This is a genomic window from Bifidobacterium oedipodis (genome assembly GCF_012932425.1).
GTDB lineage: Bacteria > Actinomycetota > Actinomycetes > Actinomycetales > Bifidobacteriaceae > Bifidobacterium > Bifidobacterium oedipodis.
Genome location: NZ_JAAIII010000007.1, coordinates 177,915 through 194,924 on the forward strand (window position 1 = coordinate 177,915; position 17,010 = coordinate 194,924).

Annotated in this window: 12 protein-coding genes and 1 pseudogene; 7 read left to right on the plus strand and 6 right to left on the minus strand. The window is 55.6% G+C overall.

From position 1 onward, the window contains the following. The first annotated feature begins 4 nt into the window (after window positions 1–4). Entirely contained in the window at window positions 5–1,522 is a 1,518-nt protein-coding gene (locus G1C95_RS10980; protein WP_169172991.1) for a formate--tetrahydrofolate ligase, read from the plus strand. 182 nt (window positions 1,523–1,704) lie between these two features. Here the strand turns inward: G1C95_RS10980 and G1C95_RS10985 are convergent, their stop codons facing one another. Further along, entirely contained in the window at window positions 1,705–2,220 is a 516-nt protein-coding gene (locus G1C95_RS10985) for a GNAT family N-acetyltransferase (protein ID WP_169172992.1), read from the minus strand. 66 nt (window positions 2,221–2,286) lie between these two features. Next, window positions 2,287–3,297 carry a hypothetical protein gene (locus G1C95_RS10990; RefSeq protein WP_169172993.1) on the minus strand — a complete coding sequence of 337 codons (1,011 nt, stop codon included), beginning with the start codon at window positions 3,295–3,297 and terminating at the stop codon, window positions 2,287–2,289. Here G1C95_RS10990 and G1C95_RS12595 point away from each other — a divergent pair. Further along, on the plus strand, window positions 3,296–3,556 hold the full coding sequence (locus G1C95_RS12595; protein ID WP_240947542.1) for a hypothetical protein: 261 nt from the start codon (window positions 3,296–3,298) through the stop codon (window positions 3,554–3,556). The genes G1C95_RS10990 and G1C95_RS12595 overlap by 2 nt on opposite strands. A gap of 33 nt (window positions 3,557–3,589) precedes the next feature. Here the strand turns inward: G1C95_RS12595 and G1C95_RS12805 are convergent. Continuing rightward, a pseudogene (locus tag G1C95_RS12805) lies at window positions 3,590–3,781 on the minus strand (ASCH domain-containing protein); the annotation flags it as partial. A 357-nt stretch (window positions 3,782–4,138) separates the two neighbouring features. Between G1C95_RS12805 and G1C95_RS11000 the strand changes: the two are divergent. After that, on the plus strand, window positions 4,139–4,447 hold the full coding sequence (locus G1C95_RS11000; RefSeq protein ID WP_169172995.1) for a hypothetical protein: 309 nt from the start codon (window positions 4,139–4,141) through the stop codon (window positions 4,445–4,447). Window positions 4,448–4,759: 312 nt separating this feature from the next. On the opposite strand, the gene G1C95_RS11005 is transcribed toward G1C95_RS11000, so the two are convergent. Both G1C95_RS11005 and G1C95_RS11010 read right to left on the minus strand, forming a co-directional pair. Continuing rightward, entirely contained in the window at window positions 4,760–5,107 is a 348-nt protein-coding gene (locus G1C95_RS11005; protein WP_169172996.1) for a tautomerase family protein, read from the minus strand. A gap of 81 nt (window positions 5,108–5,188) precedes the next feature. Then, the gene (locus tag G1C95_RS11010; RefSeq protein WP_169172997.1) at window positions 5,189–6,178 is read right to left on the minus strand and encodes a L,D-transpeptidase; all 990 of its coding nucleotides are present in this window, start codon (window positions 6,176–6,178) and stop codon (window positions 5,189–5,191) included. A 489-nt stretch (window positions 6,179–6,667) separates the two neighbouring features. Here G1C95_RS11010 and G1C95_RS11015 point away from each other — a divergent pair, with 489 nt between their 5' ends. From G1C95_RS11015 to G1C95_RS12435, 3 genes are all read left to right on the plus strand, one after another. Next, entirely contained in the window at window positions 6,668–9,241 is a 2,574-nt protein-coding gene (locus G1C95_RS11015) for an RICIN domain-containing protein (RefSeq protein WP_169172998.1), read from the plus strand. 566 nt (window positions 9,242–9,807) lie between these two features. Beyond that, window positions 9,808–12,183 carry a hypothetical protein gene (locus G1C95_RS11020; RefSeq protein ID WP_169172999.1) on the plus strand — a complete coding sequence of 792 codons (2,376 nt, stop codon included), beginning with the start codon at window positions 9,808–9,810 and terminating at the stop codon, window positions 12,181–12,183. A 220-nt stretch (window positions 12,184–12,403) separates the two neighbouring features. After that, window positions 12,404–13,129, plus strand: coding sequence for a hypothetical protein (locus tag G1C95_RS12435; protein ID WP_205832818.1), 726 nt, complete (start codon window positions 12,404–12,406; stop codon window positions 13,127–13,129). 206 nt (window positions 13,130–13,335) lie between these two features. Here the strand turns inward: G1C95_RS12435 and G1C95_RS11030 are convergent, their stop codons facing one another. Further along, window positions 13,336–15,603 (minus strand): InlB B-repeat-containing protein, encoded by a 2,268-nt coding sequence (locus tag G1C95_RS11030; RefSeq protein WP_169173000.1) that lies wholly within the window; start codon window positions 15,601–15,603, stop codon window positions 13,336–13,338. Window positions 15,604–15,753: 150 nt separating this feature from the next. Between G1C95_RS11030 and G1C95_RS11035 the strand changes: the two genes are divergently transcribed. Further along, on the plus strand, window positions 15,754–16,998 hold the full coding sequence (locus G1C95_RS11035) for an ATP-binding protein (protein WP_240947543.1): 1,245 nt from the start codon (window positions 15,754–15,756) through the stop codon (window positions 16,996–16,998). Window positions 16,999–17,010 lie beyond the last annotated feature (12 nt).

Here is a 17,010-nt window from a genome sequence, read left to right on the forward strand (position 1 = left end):
CTTCATGACCACCATCCAGGACTTCACCAGCCAGTACGGCCTGGTCAAGAAAATCGACGCCTTTGGCTACCTCGACTATCTGAAGGCCAACCCCGACGCGCCGCGCAAGCACGGCAAGATCGTGCTCGTCACCGCCGATACGCCTCTGAAGGCCAGCCGCGGCGAAGGCAAAACCACCACCACCATCGCTCTGATCGACGCGCTCAACAAGCGCGGCATTGACGCGGCCGCCGTGCTGCGCCAGCCGAGCATGGGCATCACCGCCGCCGGCTCCAAGGGCGGCGCGTCCGGTGGCGGCAAGGCTTCTCTGACCCACCCCGAGCTCATCGACTGGGGTCTGACCGGCGAAATGGCCGCAATCGCAGCCGCGCAGAACCTGCTGGTCTCCTTCGCTGAAAAGGCCATCGACGATGGCAAGCTGGACACGATTCTCGTGCCGCGCGTCTCCGAAGTGCCGAGCCGCTCCCTGCGCTCCATCACCGTGGACGCCGGCAAGAACAACGTGGCCGAGAAGGTCGTGCTCACCCCCACTTCGGAGCTGATGCAGATCGTCTGCCTGTCGCGTTCGATGGACGAGATCGGCCAGCGCGTGGCCAAGATGATCGCCGGCACCAAGGACGGCAAGGCCGTCACCTTCGGCGAGTTCGTTGATCTGTGGCGCATTACCGGCATTCTGTCCGACGCTGTCAAGCCGGCCCTCACCGAAACCGTGAACGGCTCGCCCGTCTACGTGCATGGCGGCCCGTTCGCCAACGTGTCCATCGGCATCCCGACGCTCGTCTCGGTGGAGATGGCCTGTTCCCTGCACGATGTGGTTATCGTCGAAGCCGGTTACGGTGCCGACGCTGGCGCGCAGAAGTGGCTTGACATCGCCTGCCGCGAGTACGGCGCGCAGTGGCCGTCCGCCGCCATCGTCGTGACCCGCGCCTCCACTTGGCGCGACGACCCCGAGCTGGCTTGGCGCTACCCGTTCCACGTCGATCGCTTGGAGAAGCTCGACATCCCCACCTTCCCGCTGATCAACCTGTGGGAAGGCGAGGACGATCAGGTTCCGGCACTGCGCGAAACCGCAGCCGAACTGGGCTTCCGCACGCCGATTGTTGGCAACCTGTTCCGTGACGGTGGTGAGGCGCTTGCCCCGCAGCTCGACGGTTTCGTTGAGGCGCTGTCCAACGGTTCCATGCCGGCGCAGCCGCACAGCCACAAGGGCATGGCCATTATCGAGAACATCCGTTGGGTGGCCGAGCACGCGTATGGTGTGCCTGCCGACCGCGTGGTGCTCAAGGACGGTTTCGCCGATTCGCTCGGTGCGGCCAGCGCGCTGTGCGCCGACGCCGGCTTCCGCCTGGATGACCTTGCGCTGGTGGCCGTTAAGAGCCCCGCAACCATGACCGACAACGACCGTGCCCCCGAAGACGAGCGCACCGTGACCCTGAAGAAGGTCGAAGTGCACGCCGGTGCTGGCTTGGTTCACGTCAACCTCACCAGCAGCCTGACCACGCCCATGCCCAAGATCGTGTGATTTTAGGGTTGATTGAGGCTGATTGATGATTGCGGTTGATGGTTTGGCCGGTTTAGTTGGCTGATTAGGCTTGATTGCCCCGTCAGCTAGCCGACTCAAGCAACACATCAAAGAGGCTCGGTTCGTCCCCAACGAACCGAGCCTCCTGCCAAGCATGTTGTCTACTTATAAAACCAGTTATCTTAGGCAATTATGCGAGGTGCTGCAGCAGATTTTCTCGCTTCGCTCGAGTGGTCAGATTCGTTAAGGAATCCGTTGAACGCATATTCGCTTTTACCCGAACGGTAGTAGTCGCGATAAATCGCCATCTGGCGGAAACCGAACTTGCGGAAGAGCGTAGCATACTGGCTTCTGAACTCTTCAGGCACCGTGACAAGGGGCTGGGGATCTCCCAACTGATCGATTGCGTACTGAACAAGAGACGTTCCAACGCCGTGATGGCGGAAACCATCGAACACACGCAGTGCACAAATCTTATTTTCGGCAGGAGTCGCCTTAATGATACAGACTCCAGCCACCTCGTTACCCATGCGGGCTATCAAAATCCAGCGGGACTTGCCTAAGTTGGGCTGAACCTTGTTCACAAACCAGTCATCAAAATCCGGGTAGTAATCAGTGAACGTATCTAGATATGAGCGTAGCAGCGACTCGTCGTCGTACGCTTCGAGGACGGACACTGTGACAACGTTGCGCATCATGCCCTCCTTAATACCGTTAGCGTGCTTTTCGTTCAAAGTGACAATTCTAGCATTCATTGTAGTGCCCTAACAAACCAAGTCGATTAGTAGATTGAATATAGTCTTGCACAGGGCAAACAAAGGTTGCTCAAGGCTGTCGAATACGACAGTGATGAAAAACAGTATGACGAGATAGCGCGCGATTGTGCCGTAGTTACTGACATGCAGCCTGAGACGTAGATACATTTTGTAACCATCGCTGGGCTTGTCGATGGTCTTTTTCCAGTGCCAGGCTGTTACCTCCTCAAGGCTGGTGCGACTTTTATCTGGCTGGTGATTCTTACGCTTCTTGAATATTCCGGTCTCTTCATGCTTCCAGTTTGGAGCGTACCTATCCCATATCTCTTCTTCGAGTAGGCGCCGTTCTTTCAGACCTGTAACGTCTCCAGAGTCTACGTCTACCGTGGCATGGGACATTAGTAGAAAGTGGATGGGTATTTTACCGTCAACGGGTACGCAGCCCTTAGCGTTTTCGTCTAACTTCGAACGTACTGTGTCGTCGTCCAAGGTGCGGTAATCATTGAAGCGAAAATCAACGACCTCTTCTTTGGAGAAGGCGCTGGTAAGAAGCTGATCCTTTGAATGTGAAATGGTGAGGAGCTGTCGGATGCCTTCGCCGCGTAGACGAAAGCGAAAATAAACAGGCCAAGGTTGGGGTACATCTTTCGGAACGTCGATTTCTATGGTTGTCCCGGAATCCTCGTCGTGATATGTTCTTTTGCATTTGCAGAAGTAGAATTCCTCGCAGGGGCTACCGTTCTGCAATGTGACTTCTTTCCATTCTTTATTATCGCTGTCAGCACTTTTGCACTGATCGTTGAAAATGGCACCGATGGTTCTTGCGTCCACTTGATCGATGAGATCGGTGCACGACTTGTCGTCGACACTGAAAGGACAATAAAACGAAATTCCCTTGACATATGTGCCCACGGTTGGGGTCGTACTAGATTCGCTAGGTTTCGGCAACAGCATGACGCCTACATCCAGAGCAACTTCTGGATTCTTCTCCGTATGTTCCGCCCAAAGATTGAAATTCATGAGCACTCCGATTGGCGTCGAGCAATTCTCTTGCGTCGATCTGCACCACAGCGCAAAGCTTTTCATGGCTGGTCCCCCTGTCGCGTCGTTGCGTTCAGTTCATCATATCATCGAGGTATTTGAAGGACTGCGGCGCGCGTGGCGGGGCGCCAGCAACTTCGGAAAGCGCGAGGGAACGATCGTATCGCTTTGGGTTCATGAGCTGTATGGCGTATGCCATTGTGCAACCCCGAAAATATCGCATGAAGTTCTCTTTTGAGATTCCTCCTTGGGCACCGGTTGTTTTCCACAGCTCTTCGGCTGGTCCGCTGAGAATGCCTGTGATTTGGACTTCTCCCGTGATAAGACCGACCGGTGCGGACTCATAGATTACCAAGCTGGTGACATCTGAACGCTTAAAGACTCTACGTCGGTATTCAAACAGCTTTGTCCCATCCAGAATTTGCTCCGCATACTGCGGTTTGATGGGTATAAGGACTTTCACGCTATCCTCCTAACTTGTGAAGATGGGATTGTCTATAGAGATTTTCCATTATCGCGTGGCATTGAGACCTGGAGTTGGGATTTGAAATATTGAGATAGATGGAAGGTTCGCATAGTGTGATTCAATACCCAGTTCTGCTTCGGCAATGGTACCGGTGCCGCCGTCTTTTGCATAGCTCGGATCGTTGTTTACCGCGCATGTTGGGGGCGCGGTGGATCATGCGTGGGACTAGGCTGTGTCGAGAGAGAAGCATGCTTCCCAGTATGGTGATACAGAAAAAGATGGATATTGTTGGATATCGTATTGTGCAGGCTGCGTGCACACTACTTGGAACTACCGGATAGCTAAGGAGGGCGAGTGCCGAACACTAGCAGCTACGACCCCATGATTTTTGATGTGATGTGCGAGAGCGCCAATAGGCTGATTGGTGAATACATGTATCTTGCGCATCGCAATGATGATCCTGCCATCCGTCGTGCGCTTGTGGACAATGTGGCCAGCGTGCGTGCAGAGATCAATCTGGTGGATCCAGATAATCAGATGGCTGTGGAATCCAAAACGGAAAGTTTCAATAGCCGTCTGAGTGTGTTGCGCAGCAAACGAGGCAACAGCATCCCATATCGGAAGCCGTCACTACCCGTGCAACACGTCGCCGAACTGATATGAGCGGATACGCAGAGCTGAAGGACGATGAGCTTACATCGATAAGATAAGCGCATCTGCTTAGTGGCACTTGTGATGGAAATTTGACAAAAAGTGCCGCGAGCGGGTGTAGGACAGGCCCGTACGCGGCACTTTTTAGTGGTGATCATATAAGAAGTGCCTCTAGCAGGGGCGTAGAGGCACGTTAGAGGCACTTTTCGCGGGAATCCTACAAGAAGTGCCGCGAGGGAGCCGGAAATAGGTTGCTCACGGCACTTCCTGTGGAAAACACACAAAGAAGTGCCATAAGACTCCGTAAGACTAGAAGACTAAAGACTAGAAGTTGCCGCCGTTCCAGCCCCAGTCGGTGGTGGCGGTGTAGCGAATATAGGTGCGATCCTCAGGGATGCCGAGGGTGGAGGAGAGGGCCGCCATAATCGAGGCGGTCAGCTTCTCCCACGCGGATCCCGGCACGGAACGGCCGAACACGTTCACTTCGACATAGGCGGCCGGCTGACTATCGTCGCCACCGAAATAAATCGGCATATTGTCTTCGAACGGGCACATCAGCCAGCCCTCGGACTTGCCAGGCACCGCCGTAATCGCCTTGCCGTACGCGGCCTTCAGTGCCTCGCGCTGTTCCGGAGTGGTAGAGACAGACACATGAGTGTGGATAACGGGCATGTTGCTTCCTTTCATTGATGCCACAGGTGGCTCAAACAATCAGTATCACTCTACTGTTGCCAGAACCACCTGTCACCACTGTCACCAAATACTCACCAAAGTGCCGTCAGGAATGGCGTTATAGAACCACTGTGAGTCGGCAACGGTCAAGCGTATGCAACCATGCGAAGCAGGCTGTCCCAGCTTCCAGGCCTCAGAGACGATGTAGTTGCCAGAACTGTCGATGGGCACGGAGTGGAACAGGAAATTCCCGATAAAACGCACCCAGTTGCGCGCTCCCATGGCTTCGTTCCGGTTGTAGAAGGAGGGGCCACGACCGTTGATCCGATAAGTGCCGCGGGGCGTCCAATCATTGATACCGGTGGATGTGATCATGGTATAGAGCACGCGTTCGCCGTCACGAATGTATACGCGCTGGCTGGCAATTGACACAGCAACGTTCAGATTGCTGACTCCGGCAAGGTTGGGATACGGCCCTTGCGAAGAATACTTCCACCAATCAGAAACATTCCAGAACATGCTGCCATATTGGAAGTCCTGTCGAGCGCCGCCGTTCCATGCATATTCGTCCGACACAGGCAGCCCGTATGGTCCTTGTTCGTAACGAGCTGCAGCATATTTGGACAACATGCCGTCGCGCACGAGATACGCGCCTCGTAGCGAGGGGTTCCAGAACAGGGTGCCGCCTTGGAATACTTGCGAAGCGCCGCCGGGGACCGCTAGTTCATCTGCACATGGAAGTCCCAAGCGTCCGGCTGGCCCGCCGAGCTGCGTGTATCGGCTCAGCATGCCGTCGCGTACGAGATAGGAGCCTCGCAGTGAGGGGTTCCAGAACAATGTGCCGCCTTGGAAGCGCTGCTCTGCACCTCCGTTTGCGGTGGGATGCTCATTTTCCAGGGGTTGCCGGAGTATGCCCTGCGCTCCGCCGAGTTGTGTGTATCGGCTGAGCATGCCGTCGCGCACGATAATCGTCGAAACGGTATTAGCCGTGTCGTCAGCACTCGCGGTTTGCACCGATGCAAAGCCAGCGATAGGGCATGCGACGACAATAGCCATTGCGCAAGTGGCCATACAAGCGCACATCCGTTGCCAGGTCAGATGCCTGTTGATTTTCGTAGTCATTGTTTCCTCAATTCCGGTGAACTAACTTCTTTGTCAGAACCGTATGGGCTGCGTCGTTGCAGTCTGAGACGGTGGTTTTGGATGATCGTGGTACAGCAGCGCCTCCTTATATCAATTGTACTATGTGCAAACTTCGCCCAAGCCGTCGCCGGTACCGGGCCTCACGCCAGATCCGACGAGATACCACGTCATAAGCAGCGCGCAACCACCATTTAAAACGCCGTAGTTCGTCACTCCAAGCGTTAAAACTTAACAAGTTCCAAAAGTTGTTCATATTTCGCACGAATAGGGGCTATTGAGCAGGGTTGATATATGCCGTCTGCACTAAGGTCATAAGTCAGTTGTTCCGTGGGTTTGTGCTGGCGCTTGAGGTGTTTGGACTGCCGGTGCGCAATAAATATGTTTCACGGGCGGCGCAAGACAAGAGGAATGAGCATAATGAAGAATCTCCCGCATGTGCGTGGCGGTATGAGCGTTGCCGCCGCAATCATCTCAACAGCCATGCTGGTGTCGGTTTCCGTTGCTCCCGCACAGGGGCTGACCGACGTCAACCTTGACAGCAATCCCTTCTCCGCTGGCACCACTACTGTTAGCGACCAGACCGATGCTGATTCGATGCCGGACAATCCTAACGCCGAGCTGCCGGATAAGGTGTCAAAGTCCATTGATGACAATGACACGGTGGTTTCCGAACAGTACGTGTTGACCGAAGACGGTGATCTGAAGAACATCGAAACCGGCAAAACCGTAACCGATCCGAAGCTGGTAGGCACCAAAGACACGCAGCCCGATCCGCTGGCAAAAACCGACGGCGACTCCTTCATCCCGGTTCAGGTGAGCGAAGTGCGCGAGAAGATCGATGAGGTCAAAGACAGCGCCAAAGAAAACAGCACAAATCCCGCTTCAGCACGCAGCAGCGAAGCATCTAAGTCAAAGGTTCGCCTAGCCGCCCTGCCCAACAGCGACTACGGCACGTCGTGGGGCACCTATAACGGCACTTCCGCATTCTTCGATGCGAACGGCGATATGTTCGTGCAGAACGCCCGAGGTGTGATCGATGTTTCCGAGCACAACGGCACCATCGACTGGCAGGCAGCCAAGCAGGGTGGTGTTGAAGGCGCGATTATCCGCTTGGGCTATGGCATCGGCAATGTCGACGCTCAGGCCGCACGCAATATTAGCGAATGCCTTCGCCGCGGCATTCCCTTCGGCGTCTACTGGTACTCCTACGCCTATAACGCCGCGTTCGCAGCCGAAGAGGCTGAGTCCCTCGCCGACACACTCGCCAGCTTCGGCGTGAAGGCTAGCGATATCGCGTACCCGATTTACTACGATCTCGAAGCTTGGACTTGGACTGGCTATCAGCATCCGACCGAGCCCGCTGTATACAACGACATTGTGGATACGTGGTATCAGCATATGAAGAATCGTGGGCTCAGCAGCTTGGGAGTCTATTCATATACTAGCTACCTGTATGGTCCGCTGAATAGCAGCGACATCCATGCCAAGACGTCGTGGGTGGCGCAGTATGGCCCGACCATGAACTATGTGGATTGGACTGTTAGGGGCCGCGGCTGGCAGTACACCTCGCAGGGCCATGTGGCTGGTGTCTCCGGCAGTGTGGATTTGAACGCGTTCGGCAGCACTGATGGCTCTTCCATGGGCGGCACCGCTCCCGCAATCAATGTGGCGAATATGGCCGCAGTCACAATTCCTAACGGTGAGTATTACATTAATTCTTACCCTCGCGCCTCCGCTAGCGTTGATATTCCTTCCGCCAGCACCGCTAATTCCACGGCGACGCAAATATGGCAGTATGGTACCGAAGCAGCGCAACGATTCCGCTTCACCCGCCATTCCGATGGCAGCTACAGTATTGTGAACGTACATTCCGGCAAGGCTTTGGATGTGCGTTACGGCAGTGCGAAGGCAGGTGCGGTGGTTCAGCAGTATGATGCGAACGATTCCACCGCGCAGCGCTGGTTCATCCGAGATAATGGGTTGGGCTATTACCTGCAATCCGCATTGGGCAATTTGGTGCTTGACCTGCAGAATGGTTCCACGGCGAACGGCACGTCCGTACGCCTGTGGACGCCGAATGGTACCGATGCGCAGCAGTGGCTCCTGGCCTCTGCTGTGAACGTGCCGACTAACAAGCAGGTGCGCTTGGCTTCGGCTAAGGACACAAAGTATGTAATAGATGTACCTGGTGCAAGCACAGCTAATTTCACCGCCCTGAATCTGTACCAGTCGAACGGCTCGGTTGCGCAGCGCTTCGTGTTCACGAAAGTGGGCAACGGGCTGTATGAGATTCAGAATGTGAACTCAGGTAAGAACATTGACGTATACAATGGCCGAACCGTGAGCGGTGCCGTGGTGCAGCAGTATCAGGACAACGACACCCAGGCGCAGCGTTGGCTAGTGCGCGACGCTGGCAACGGCAATGTGACGTTGCTTAATAGCAAGTCCAACAAGGCGTTGGATGTGCAATACGGCACCATGGGCAATGGCACTCCGTTGTGGATTTACGATTCCAACGGTTCCGAAGCCCAGCAGTGGAAGATTATTGCGGAGAGCGGATCTAACACGGTGATCCGCAAGACGGATGTATACCGTTTATATAACCCTTGGAACGGCGACCACATGCTGACTGCATCGGCAACGGAATACGACGGAATGAAGAAAATCGGCTGGCGCGATGAAGGTGTGTCTTTCCGTGCCTCGAACGAATCTTCCAACGGCATGGCACCTATTTACCGTCTATACAACCGGTATAGTGGCGATCATCTGTTCACTCCGGACCAAGCTGAGGCCACTGCGGCGAAAAATGCTGGATGGACAGACGAGGGTGTTGCCTTCTATGTGCCGACGACAGGTGGGAATAAGCCGGTGTATCGCGTGTATAACGCTAAGGCCAGTAAGCATCATCTCACGCCCAGCACTGAAGAGCGAGACTCGCTGCTGAAGAGTGGATGGGTCAGTGAGGGAACGGCGTTCACCGCCTTCAATTAGAAATCGCTTCAGATAAACGAATGCCCGGTCGAAAGTAACCTGTCGACCGGGCATTCGTTACCGCGATGTCCCGACTTTAGCAATACATAAAAATATGAATCACTAGGCGCTCAATCCACATGCCTGCAAATCTTGTGCCTTCCAGAAGGATATGCGGAAGGGTGGATAAATGCAAATTGCAGCAACGTGGTGGTTCGGGAATCACCGTTGAGCGTAATTCGCTGAGCGCAAAGCCTCTGGGTATACGAATTTCTTATACATACCTGTAACGGTTTGGAAATATTCAGGTTCATCTAGCCGCGAACAAGACAAGTTGTATATGCATCACGACATCTATATAAGAGTGACAAGAGCGTAGAAAACCTAAGACTTACGTAGGTTGCAGCTAGCTGTTGGACAGAGCTGTCAGGAAACTTCCAGAAGACACGCCAGATATAGGCACCACAACTCAAAAACAAGTCTCAGTTTGACAATGTCCGAGGGGTAGTAGTAAAAAAGAGCACAGTCGGGATGGGGAAAGTCCCCATAAACAAACCCGATGTCCCTAGAAGAAAGGTTCCAGGAATATGACTGGAAACAAGAATGCATGGCGCGCGCCGCTCGCGGGCCTCGCCTCGGTCGCGATGATCGCGACCATGGGCGTCGCCGCAAGCACCGCCAACGCCAAGACGGCTGCGGTGGATTCGTATAACTTCACCGTGACGTTTAACGCCAAAGAAGGGCGTATCGCTGGTTCTGGCGATGAAACCCTCACCTCGTCGGAGAATTGCTCTGATGGCAGCAATACCTATACAGACGATTATGACGGTGCAGTAAAGGCATTTTGCGGTGTTGATGATGGACATTTGAACTATGCCAACAATTCTTCTACTGCCAACGGCAAAGATCATTATAGGATTGAAGGTCGCGTCGCTTCTGCCCCGTCTGCGGAGAGTGTGTTTACTGGCTGGTACCTGAACGGTAAGAAGGTCGTTGAAGGTCAGACTGTGAATGCCGATACGACGCTTGAGGCTCATTACGCAACTCGCGACACCCTCGTTGAGGCAAACTTCTACGGCTCTGGTGTCACCAACGATGATACTGTGCTTACGAACCGTACCGATGGTTTCGCTGCTCAGGATATTCCTGCTGATGCGGCTGCCGATGGCAAGGTCGTGAATTATTGGGTGACTACCGCGGGTACCGTGGGCGTTGCTGAAAATGTGCAGTTCACCACGGAGGATCTGACCGATCCTGCGAAGCTTCAGGCAAAGCTCGGTAATGATGCCACTGGTCGTAAGGTGACCTTGAATCTTGTCGCCGTGGCCAAGAAGGCCGCGAAGATTACCTATGCTATCCCCGGTGCAGACAATGTGACCGTTGATGTGGCGTATGGCGATCTGCTGTCCGATCCGACCTACCCGGGTGGTAACCGTTGGCTGGGACCGGTTCTTGGCGAGAATACCGTGTTCCAGTTCAGCAAGTGGCAGTATGGTAACAAGACATATACTGAAAGTGGTGCTGTTCTTGATGGCGCTTACTTGAAGCCGGCCGAGGCCGATGCTGCCTATGCGGTGAAATATTTCACTGAGATTAATGGCAAAGATCGTTATATGGGCACTGTTTACGTGCTTCACGGCGATACCGCTCATGATAAGTATCAGATGCCTGCTCGCAACAGCGGTTCCACGTTCACGCACTACTCGAACCCGGCGCACCCGAACAAGGATCATGCGTATGGCGATGCCTTCACCGGCAAGATCTATGGTCCGACTTGGCTGGCCGCTGAGTGGACTCAGTCCGCTGGTGTGACGTTCGACTGGAATATCGGCGGCAAGAAGACCACCAAGTCCTATGCTGCTGGCGAGACGTTCACCATGCCGTCCGCTTCCGAAGGCCCGCAGCGCAATGGCTGGGCGTTCTACGGCTGGTTCGTCAACCGCACGTTCGACAACAACCCGTTCAACCCGTTCGTCCACAATGACGTCATCGCCGCTGACTTCCAGTACGTGGACAAGAACAACGACGGCAAGGCTGATGACACGAACCACAATCATCGTTTCGATGAGGGCGATCGCGTCAATCAGGCTGGTTTCCCGCTGAGCATGTTCGACAACGCTGAATATAGTGACGACACGAAGGTCTTCCGCATCCCGGCAGGCACCAAGCTGCGCATCACCGCTCAGGGCACGCTGCAGGCGAACGTGAAGGTTTCCAACGAGGTTGATTCCAGCACCGGTAAGCCCGCCTACACCACGAAGTGGATTGATGTTCCGAGCATGATGTACGGCGCTTGGGTTCGCGCGAACAAGTCCTCGGTGAACGATCTGCTCAACAACGCTCCGATCGCCGACAAGAACGGCGACGTGATTGCTGAGAACAAGGACTTCACCAACTGGCCCGAATATGTCAAGGAAGTAACCGATCTGCAGACCAAGCTCTCCGGTTCCCTGACCACCGACGAGTATGCCAAGCTCGAGGCCGACATCAAGGCTGCTCAGGATAAGCTTGTTCAGACTGCTCCGGTGAAGGTGTACCGCCTGTACAACAAGTGGAACGGCGACCATGTGTACACCACGAGCCAGGACGAGGCCGCGTCCCTGTCCAAGCTTGGCTGGAAGGCCGAGGGCGTGCAGTTCAACGTGACGAACAAGGCGTTCGGCAACGCGAAGGCCGTGTACCGCCTGTACAACGCGTACAACGGCGAGCACCTGCTGACCGCGGACAAGACCGAGGCCGACGGCCTGGTCGAGGCCGGCTGGGTGTACGACGTCACCGAGGGCGCGAAGGCTGGCGACCCGTACTTCTACGCTCCGCAGGGTGCGACGACCGGTGTGACCCGTCTGTTCAACCCGTACGAGACGGTGGGCACCCACCTGTACACCACGAGCTCCGACGAGATCGCCAAGAACGTCAAGCTCGGCTGGATCCAGGAGAACGTCCTGTTCAACGTCGTCAAGTGATTCGGACTGCAGGGTCCTTTGAACCTGCTTCCGGTCAATGACTGACACGAGGGGTGGTTTCGATGCGCAAGCACCGGAACCACCCCTCTCTCGTATGCAGGTGAAAATGTGGAAATTGAGATTTGGTCTCGATGGTTTATTGAATTCTCGTCAGATATTGAAACATTCGCTGTATGTTAGCGCCTCGATGGTACGATGCAAGTGTTTTAGAGAAAGGACGATGATGTCGTATTCGAATCACATTTCACGATCGGCTTTTTCCGCGGTTCTTGCGGTTTCACTCTCCGCTTCGGCCTTTTCCCTCTCCGCCTGTCCCGCGTCGGCAGCCGATACCGGTGGGGATTCGGTTGACATGTATCGCTTGTACAATCCGTACACCGGTGAGCATCTTTACACCGAAAAAGAATCAGAGCGTGATTCTCTGGCGTCGATAGGCTGGAGGGACGAGGGCATCGGCTGGGTTGCGCCACGGGAGTCGAAAACGCCGGTGTATCGTCTATATAATTCTTACGTTCCCGGTGGCGACCATCATTACACCACCGACAAGACGGAGCGCGACGCCATGGTGCTCGCGGGATGGAAATACGAGGGCGTCGGCTGGTATTCCGATGACTTGCAAAGAGTTCCCGTTTACCGGCAATTCAATCCGTACGCGGTTTCCGGCACTCATAACTACACTACGGACAAGAGTGAGAATGACGCGCTTGCTTCCAGTGGCTGGAGAGCCGAGGGCGTGGGCTGGTATGCGTTAGAGGCCGGCACGCCGGCACCGAGTCCGAACCCTACTCCGGATGAGAATTTCGTGACGGGCACGGTAGTCAACGGTAGATTCTGCAAGAAAGCCCAGATCGGCATGAAAGGCTATGACAAATACGGAAGAGTGCTGTTATGCCAGGCGCATCCGGGGCTAACTACTCCTCAATGGACTTTGGTTGCTTCGAATTAAGAGCAACAGTTGATGTTGATGACGGGGAACGTGGAAACGTTCCCCGTCTTTGTTATTTCCACATTGAAAATCGTCACGTGGGTAACTAGGTGCTTGGAAATGCTCACAAAAGCGCGTGAGGGGTGGCTCCGGTGCTTGCGCATCGGAGTCACCCCTCGTGTCAGTCATCGGCCTGGAGCGGGATCAGAAGGACCCCGCGCCCCGTCTCACTTGACGACGTTGAACAGGACGTTCTCCTGGATCCAGCCGAGCTTGACGTTCTTGGCGATCTCGTCGGAGCTCGTGGTGTACAGGTGGGTGCCCACCGTCTCGTACGGGTTGAACAGACGGGTCACGCCGGTCGTCGCGCCCTGCGGGGCGTAGAAGTACACCGGGTTGCCGTCTTCGTCGACCAGGCTGCCGCTCTTGTCGAACACCCAGCCGGCCTCGGCCAGGCCAGCGGCCTCGGTCTTGTCGGCGGTCAGCAGATGCTCGCCGTTGTACGGGTTGTACAGGCGGTACACGGCGGTGCTCAAGCCAAGCGGGTTCTTCTCGGTGACGTTGAACTGCACGCCCTCGGCCTTCCAGCCGAGCTTGGACAGGGCGGAGGACTCGTCCTGGCTCGTGGTGTACACGTGATCGCCGTTCCACTTGTTGTACAGACGGTACACCTTCACCGGAGCAGTCTGAACAAGCTTCGCCTGCGCGTCGGAAAGCTGCTGCTGCAACGCCTTCAGCTCGGCAGCGTTAATGCCGTCCTTCTCGGCCTCAGCCTTGGCCTCGCGATATTCGGCCATGGCGGACTGATAAGCGTCATAGGATTCCGGCTTCCAGTCGGACTGCTTGTCGCCCTTGATGTAGCTACCATCAGCGTTTTGAGTCGGAATGCGGTCATACTGGCTGTTCAGCTGTTCCACATCGGCCTTCTTCCAAGCAGCGTACAGCGTGCCTGCAGTGGGAACCCATTCCGTCTTGTAGACGGGCTTTCCGCTAGCACCGTCGACGCTACCGGTAGCTGCAGTCTTCTGGTAGTAAAGGACGCCGTCCTCACCAATCTTAAGCTTGGCGTTCTCGGGCAGCTTGAAATTAGCGTCATACCAGCCGATGCTGTGCACGCCATTGTTCAGGCTCTTCGTGACAGGCTGACCAAAGGTGTCAGTGGTCCACTGGAATTCAGCCTCGCGGTTGTCAGCGAACGGAGAAGTACCATCGCTCTTCACGTACCAGCCGAGCAGAGTCCAGTTGTCACGGGTGACTTCAGAAGCGGTCGGAGTGGTGAACACGTCGCCAGCCTCATAGTACTTCTCAGTCGACTTGTTGCCATAGCTATAGTCGAAAGTGACCTTCGCATTCTTAACGGACCACTGAGCAACAAGGCTGTGATCCTTGTAGAACGTCGGATTCGCAGCGGTGTCACTATACACGTGATCCGTGTCCGGCTTGGCCGGCTCGGTGTACATGGCGAAAGTGTAGCCCTCGTTGCGAGACGGAGCAGTCGGCGCGGCGGCGGTGTTGCCCTCGTCCACGATGGTCTCGGCGAACTTGCGATCTTTGCCGGCGATTTCCGTGTAATAGGTGGCCTTATAAGCCTTCTGCCAAGTCTCACCCTTCAGATGCCAAACAGGATAGTTGGACTTTGAAACGGTATCGAAGCCCTTACGACCTCCCTGATCCTCATCCGTCCAAGTAAGCACACGAGTGTTCTGCTTAGCGCCCACTGCAGTGTAGCCTTCCGGATACTCAATCTTGGAGCCAAATGCGGCGTCGACATACTTATCGACAATGTCATCAGCGTCATAGTCGTATGCGATAGTCACGGCATCCTCGGTGGTCACCGGAGTAAGCGTGACTTTGTCCGCATGGTAGCGGTCATAGTTCAGCTTGTCGACGAAGTTCGTCGTAAGTTCGTCCGAAGAGACGGCATCGCCCTTGTTCGTGGACCAGCCGGTCAGAGCCTTTTGGTCGTTAGGGATGTCGACGGGAAGTTCCCAAGCGGCAATCTTCTGATCCTTGCCAGCGACTTCAATCGTCTTCGTGTTTTGGACATCCCCATTATCTGGATCCGCATCGGTGTCAACTTCACCTTTGCCGTCAAAGGTGATTACGTAGAGGTCATCCGGCTCGGCAAAGTGGGCATACAGGGTCAAATCAGCATTCACGAACGTCGACGGATTAAACTTCTCTCCGCCTTCAGCTGCGGTATACCAGCCGGTAAAACGCTCTAACTTCTTGGTCGCTTTATAACCCTCAAGGGAGTAGTCAGCCGAATTGTAACCGAGCTCACCCTTAAACGACGGATTGTCAGCGGTCTTGAACGTATCCACGGACTTTCCGTTAACCTGGCCGCCATTAGCGTTGAACGTGACTGTGAAGTTGTAATCCGCAACCTCCGCAGCCGCGTTGGCGGTGCTTGCGGCGACGCCCATGGTCGCGATCATCGCGACCGAGGCGAGGCCCGCGAGCGGCGCGCGCCATGCATTCTTGTTTCCAGTCATATTCCTGGAACCTTTCTTCTAGGGCCATAGGAACGAAAATTGGCCTAGGGATTTCGAGCACTCAATCTATCTGGCAAACTGTCTCTTCCGGGGGTTATTCTCGCAATATCAATGAGGAATAACCCCCGGAAGTAATGAATTGGGAAGGGGATGATGATGGAACGCCTGTATCGCAGGGAACGCTATCTGGAGCATATCCGTCCGTTCTATGCCGATGCCGGGCTGATCAAGGTGGTCACCGGCATCAGGCGGTGTGGCAAGTCGAGCCTGCTGCGGACCGTGGCCGAGGAACTGGTCGAGGGCGGCGTTCCCTCTTCGAATGTGGTCGAGATGAATCTCGATCGTCGTGAGTTCCGGCATGTGACCACGCCTGATCTGCTGGATGCGGCCATCGAGGAGCGTCTGCGTGGCACGCAGGGCATGCGTTACCTGTTCATCGACGAGGTGCAGAACGTGAAGGGTTACGAGACCGTGGTCAACGCGTGGCGCGAGGAGGGCGACGTGTCGATCTTCCTGACCGGCTCGAACTCGTACCTGCTGTCGGGCGAGTTGGCCACCAAGCTCACCGGCCGGTATGTCGAGATCGGGATGTTCACGCTCTCGTTCTCGGAATACCTGGGCATGCGCGGTTTCCTCGGCAAACCCGAGGCGCCGCGAGCGCAATGCTTCCGCGAATGGCTGACCTACGGCGGGTTCCCCAAGTCCCTCGACTACGACGATCCCGCGGCGAGGGACCAGTACGTCGACGACGTGATAGGCCAGATCTTCGAGAAGGACATCACCGCCAGGAGGCGCGTCACCAACCGGGACACGTTCGAGCGCGTGCAGACCTATCTGATCAACAACTATGCATCGCCCACGAATCTCGCCGGCATCATCGACTACATGGAGCACACGCAGGGCGTGCGCATCAAACGGGAGACGCTCGCCGGCTACGTGCGCCTGTTGGAGAACGCACGCATATTGTGCAAATGTCCGCGATTCGACCTGAGAAGCCGCAGATCATTGCGCGGCGGGGAAAAATACTATCTCGCCGATCTGGGCATCTACCACGCGCGCAACGCCGACACACGGTTGAGCTACGGGCCCATGCTCGAGAACGTGCTGTACACGCACCTGCTGTCCAAGGGATACAAGGTCAGTGTGGGAAGGATCGGCAGTCTCGAATGCGACTTCATTGTGCGCAGGGACGACCAGTACGCGTACATACAGGTCTCCATGAGCGTCGAGGACCCGCAGGTCGAGGAACGCGAATACCGGCCGTTCTCCAAACTGCGGGACGGATACCCGCGCTACCTGTTCACGCTCGACCCGCTGCCATTGCAGCGAGACGGTGTGCGCCATCTCAACCTCATGGACTTCCTCGCCGCCGACGGCGATCTTGATCTCGGATAGGTCTGGGATCCG

Coding starts and splice junctions, on each gene's coding strand:
- G1C95_RS10980 (WP_169172991.1), top strand. CDS start 5: ATGACCACCATCCAGGACTTCACCAGCCAGTACGGCCTGGTCAAGAAA.
- G1C95_RS10985 (WP_169172992.1), bottom strand. CDS start 2,220: ATGATGCGCAACGTTGTCACAGTGTCCGTCCTCGAAGCGTACGACGAC.
- G1C95_RS12595 (WP_240947542.1), top strand. CDS start 3,296: ATGAGCACTCCGATTGGCGTCGAGCAATTCTCTTGCGTCGATCTGCAC.
- G1C95_RS10990 (WP_169172993.1), bottom strand. CDS start 3,297: ATGAATTTCAATCTTTGGGCGGAACATACGGAGAAGAATCCAGAAGTT.
- G1C95_RS11005 (WP_169172996.1), bottom strand. CDS start 5,107: ATGCCCGTTATCCACACTCATGTGTCTGTCTCTACCACTCCGGAACAG.
- G1C95_RS11010 (WP_169172997.1), bottom strand. CDS start 6,178: ATGGCCACTTGCGCAATGGCTATTGTCGTCGCATGCCCTATCGCTGGC.
- G1C95_RS11015 (WP_169172998.1), top strand. CDS start 6,668: ATGAAGAATCTCCCGCATGTGCGTGGCGGTATGAGCGTTGCCGCCGCA.
- G1C95_RS11020 (WP_169172999.1), top strand. CDS start 9,808: ATGACTGGAAACAAGAATGCATGGCGCGCGCCGCTCGCGGGCCTCGCC.
- G1C95_RS12435 (WP_205832818.1), top strand. CDS start 12,404: ATGATGTCGTATTCGAATCACATTTCACGATCGGCTTTTTCCGCGGTT.
- G1C95_RS11030 (WP_169173000.1), bottom strand. CDS start 15,603: ATGACTGGAAACAAGAATGCATGGCGCGCGCCGCTCGCGGGCCTCGCC.
- G1C95_RS11035 (WP_240947543.1), top strand. CDS start 15,754: ATGATGATGGAACGCCTGTATCGCAGGGAACGCTATCTGGAGCATATC.